Here is a 4,466-nt window from a genome sequence, read left to right on the forward strand (position 1 = left end):
AAGGGGGGTGGATGCGGGGCGTACTCTGCTTTCATTTCAGAATCACGAAATGCTTTCACATACTCATGGCGTTCCAATCAATGGAACTGCCGGTGAGAACTGGACCAATTTCCCACGCGGAGATAGCACCAGTACAGATGGCTATGTACAAACAACGCCGACTGGCGGTACAGAAACCCGCCCGCGCAACATCGCGTTTAGCTACATCGTGAGGGCCGCCTGAAGACTGGAGAACTTAGTTGGTGAAACTGAGCTGGGTAGGTGTCGCGGCGTCGTAGCCGGATAAACCCGGAGCATAACACCGGTAAACCACTGCGCGGTGAGGGGACTCACCGCGTTTTTATGCGTTGCGTTTTATACTATGCGTTGTCATAAAAACGTCGTATTACAGTTTTAGTGTGATGTCGCCGATTTCTTTTACGGGGTTCGACCATGCGCCTTCATTTATCCTTTTTCCCCTTGCTTCTGCTGGCCCAGATAGTTCAGGCTGCGGATATTCAAACCGAACAGTACCAGATTACCTTTCCTGATAACGATCGGGTCAGTTACCACGGTAAATGGCAGACGCGTTTCCCCAACGGTTTTCCAATGGGGGTCGGTTCCGGGTTGTCATTTATCGGGCGGGATGGCGACAAACTGACGTTCGTTACCGTTACCGATCGCGGCCCGAATGCCGATGCGCCGGAATACCAGGGTAAAGATGCGAAGATCTTCGCCGCGCCTGATTTTACCCCCTCCATCATGACCATTACCGTGGATGCCAAAAGCGCGCAGGCCACGGCGCTGCGCAAATTGCATGATGAAGCCGGCCCTATCAGCGGCTTGCCACTATCCGGCTCGCTGGTCGGCACCACCAATGAAGTGGCGCTCAGCGATGCACTGCAAAAATTAACGGATGACCGCCGTGGGCTGGACACCGAAGGCATTACCCCGGATGGTCAGGGGGGATTTTGGCTATCGGATGAGTACGGTCCGTTCCTGATTCAGGTGGATGCGCAGGGAAAAATCCTGAAGAAAGTCGGCCCGACGCCGCTCAACGGCGAACAAGGCGTAGCCAGCGGCTTACCCAATATTCTTAAATGGCGCCAGCCTAACCGTGGTTTTGAAGGCATCACCCGCATGCCGGACGGCCGCATTCTGGCCGCGGTGCAAAGTACGCTGGATATAGAAGGGAAAACCCAAAACAAGGCGTTATTTACTCGCCTGGTCAGCTTTGATCCGGCTACGGGCAAAACCGCCATGTACGGCTATCCGCTGGATGCGGATCAGTGGAAAAAAACCGGCGACGCCAAAATCGGCGATATGGTTGCGCTCAACGACCATGAAGTGCTGGTGATTGAGCAAGGCGCGGATAAAAACAAGGTGATGCATAACCTGATTTACCGTGTTGACCTGAGCCAGGCCAGCGATCTGAGCGCGTTGGATGCGCAACAGCCGGCTGAGTGGAATGATGCCGAAACGCTGGCGAAACGCGGCGTCGTGCTGGCGAAAAAGCAGCAACTGGTCGACTTGCGCCAGTTGGGCTGGAAACCCGAGAAGGCAGAAGGGCTAGCGTTAATCGATGCCCGCACGCTGGCGGTCACCAACGACAACGATTTTGGTTTACAGTCCGTGCTGGTCAATCCCGCCAAAGATGTAAAGAAGATCGGTAAATATCAGGCAGGCCCTGATGGCACGCTGCTGCTGGATGGCAAACCCGTCGATACCCGACTGGAGCTGGAACCGCTGCCGAAGGATGAGGCAACCAGCCAGTTATGGGTTATCCATCTGCCCCAGCCGCTTTACTAGTCCGCTTCGCATTTATTACCCGGCGGCGCTCCGTTTACGGTGCGCCGCTTTTATTTACCCGGTCCCTGAAATTTTTTCCCGCCATTATATTTCCCTATCGGAAATAATTGTTTACAGTGTAAGCCATTGTGAACATTTGTGCGGTATTGTTGGAGAAAAAGCGTGACAGGTTCCACCGCGATTGACGTACGCCAGCTGATTAATCAGCGTCCTCTTGGCGCTTACCAGAAACTGATTGTTTTTCTTTGCTTTTGTATTATTGCGCTTGATGGTATGGACATCGCCATCATGGGCTTTATTGCGCCATCGTTGAAAGCAGCCTGGGGAATCGGCAACGCGGAACTGGCCGTGGTTATCAGCGCGGCGCTGATCGGCCTGGCGGTGGGAGCGATGGTTTCTGGGCCGCTGGCGGACTGGCGCGGCCGTAAAACGATCATCATCGCCAGCGTATTTTTGTTCGGCCTGTGGACCTTGTTAACCGCATTTTCTCAGACGCTGCAGCATATGGTGATTTTCCGCTTTCTGACCGGTTTAGGTCTGGGGGCGGCGATGCCGAATGTCGGTACGCTGGTTTCGGAGTTTGCGCCGGAGAAAAAACGCTCCTTCATCATTACCGTGGTCTTCTGCGGTTTCAGTTTCGGCGCCGCCAGCGGCGGGTTTGCCGCCTCCTGGATGATCCCGCAGTGGGGCTGGCATTCCGTGCTGCTGATGGGCGGCATTTTGCCGCTGCTGCTGGTGCCGTTCCTACTGATGAAGCTGCCGGAGTCGGTACGGTTTCTGGTCAGCAAGCGGGCGGACTCGCGTCAGATTCATCAAATCGTGGACAAAATCGCTCCCGGCATCTGCCAGGCCGACAGCCACTTCGCCATGCCTGTGGCGGAAAAAACGCCGGCGTTTGCCGTTCAGCTGGTGCTGTCCCGCTCTTACCGTTTTGGCAGCGTCATGCTGTGGGGCGGCTATTTCTTCGGCCTGTTCATGGTATATCTGTTGGGCAGTTGGCTGCCGACCGTCATCAAGGAAGCCGGCATGAGCGTGACCGAAGCCACCATGATTACCGCCTTGTATCAGGCCGGCGGCACATTCGGTTCGCTGTTTGCCGGCTGGCTGATGGACCGCGTTAACCCGCATCTGGCGCTTGGCATGATTTACGCCGCCGGCGGCGTAGCTACCGCGATGATTGGCGTCACCCACGCTTATTTTGTGATTCTGGCGGTGGTGGCGTTCAGCAGCGGATTTTGCCTTAACGGCGCCAACACCGGCATGAATGCGCTTTCCGCCCGTTACTACCCGACGGAAGCCCGCGCCACCGGCTCAGGCTGGATGCATGGCGTTGGCCGAATGGGCGCCATCATGAGTGCGTTTGCCGGCGCACAGGTGGTCAGCATGGGATGGGGGCTGACGACCATGTTTACTATTCTGGCGATTCCTGCTCTGTTGACGTCGTTGATGATTCTCGCCAAAGGACAGTTCGGCTATAGCCGGCCCGTCGTTGCAGAACTCAGTTACTAATACGCTAACGCCCGGTTAACCGGGCGTTTTCTTTTGCTTCGAAGGAAAGATCAACGGCTACGTTTGGCGTGTCTCTCACGGTTATCCTGACGGGCCTGATCGGATTTTCTAAGCGACACATAACAGGCGCCGGCACCGCCGTGAAACGGCTGTGCGGTACAGAAGGCTTGCACGGAATCAAACTGCTGCAGCCAGCGGAACAGGTAATTGCGCACGACATTGGCGTGTGATTTTTCATGACGGCCTTTACCATGAATAATCAGCAAATTACGCAAATTGTCCCGTTGCGCCTGCAACATGAACGCAAACAGGTTCTGCCGACAGGTTTCGACCGGCTGACGCAGCAGGTTGAGGCTGGCATCCAGCGGATACTTTCCCTGACGCAGTTTATCCACAACCCCCTGCTGGATACCTTCTCTTGTAAATTCCAGCGGCACCTCGCATGGAAACAGGTCGAGAAAACCGGTGATCAGAAAATTATCCAGATCCGGCTCTTCCAGGCGAGAAGGCACAGCTTTCGATGGGGCGGGTTTAAGATGAACGACAGTGGCGGACGGCTTTAGCGGTTTGACATCGTCCATGGCATTCAGAAACAGCGTTTTTTCATCAGTATCCATCATGTCACTCGCGTTGATCCAAACCACCTGCCTACTATAACGAGAGTACGGTGAAATATCACCTTGCCGGTCACAGAGTAAAAACGCGGTGAGTCCCCTCACCGCGCAGTGGTTTACCGGTGTTATGCTCCGGGTTTATCCGGCTACGCCGCCGCGACACCTACCCAGCTCAGTTTCACCAACTAAGTTCTCCAGTCTTCAGGCGGCCCTCACGATGTAGCTAAACGCGATGTTGCGCGGGCGGGTACCGCCAGCGATAAAATAGGGATTGTTGTTTAGTGGACGATGAGTATTCGTATCGACAGTTCTCTGATTGCTATTTCCTGTATAAGCGTATCCATTTATGGCGTAAGAATAACCTTTCAATGCTGGCCCATAATCAGCATCTACGATCGTATCGGTTTGCATTGATTGATTAAATTCAGCAATTGTCGCTGTGTTAGCCGTGGAGCCTTCAACAACTAATAATTGTGCTGCATCAGGACCGATGTTAGCAGTAATGAGGGATGGTGCCTGTCGTGATAACAATCCTCGCCCCGCATCCACCCCGCG

General features: G+C 54.6%; 3 protein-coding genes and 2 pseudogenes. 3 read left to right on the forward strand and 2 right to left on the reverse strand.

Annotation, left to right across the window (positions count from 1 at the left end; all coding sequences use genetic code 11):
* The 3 genes and pseudogenes from DXXMK7_RS23085 to DXXMK7_RS12135 form a co-directional block, all read left to right on the forward strand.
* A pseudogene (locus DXXMK7_RS23085) lies at window positions 1-223 on the forward strand (phage tail protein); the annotation flags it as partial.
* A 209-nt stretch (window positions 224-432) separates the two neighbouring features.
* On the forward strand, window positions 433-1,788 hold the full coding sequence (locus DXXMK7_RS12130) for an esterase-like activity of phytase family protein (protein ID WP_038919320.1): 1,356 nt from the start codon (window positions 433-435) through the stop codon (window positions 1,786-1,788).
* A 162-nt stretch (window positions 1,789-1,950) separates the two neighbouring features.
* Complete coding sequence (locus DXXMK7_RS12135) at window positions 1,951-3,297, forward strand: aromatic acid/H+ symport family MFS transporter (RefSeq protein ID WP_038919321.1); 1,347 nt, start codon at window positions 1,951-1,953, stop codon at window positions 3,295-3,297.
* A 50-nt stretch (window positions 3,298-3,347) separates the two neighbouring features.
* On the opposite strand, the gene smrA is transcribed toward DXXMK7_RS12135, so the two are convergent.
* A complete protein-coding gene (gene smrA, locus DXXMK7_RS12140; RefSeq protein ID WP_038921001.1) occupies window positions 3,348-3,914 on the reverse strand; it encodes a DNA endonuclease SmrA in 567 nt (188 codons plus the stop codon).
* Between the two features lie 198 nt (window positions 3,915-4,112).
* A pseudogene (locus tag DXXMK7_RS22665) lies at window positions 4,113-4,466 on the reverse strand (phage tail protein); the annotation flags it as partial.

The organism is Dickeya sp. MK7 (genome assembly GCF_000406305.1).
Taxonomy (GTDB): Bacteria; Pseudomonadota; Gammaproteobacteria; order Enterobacterales; family Enterobacteriaceae; genus Dickeya; species Dickeya fangzhongdai.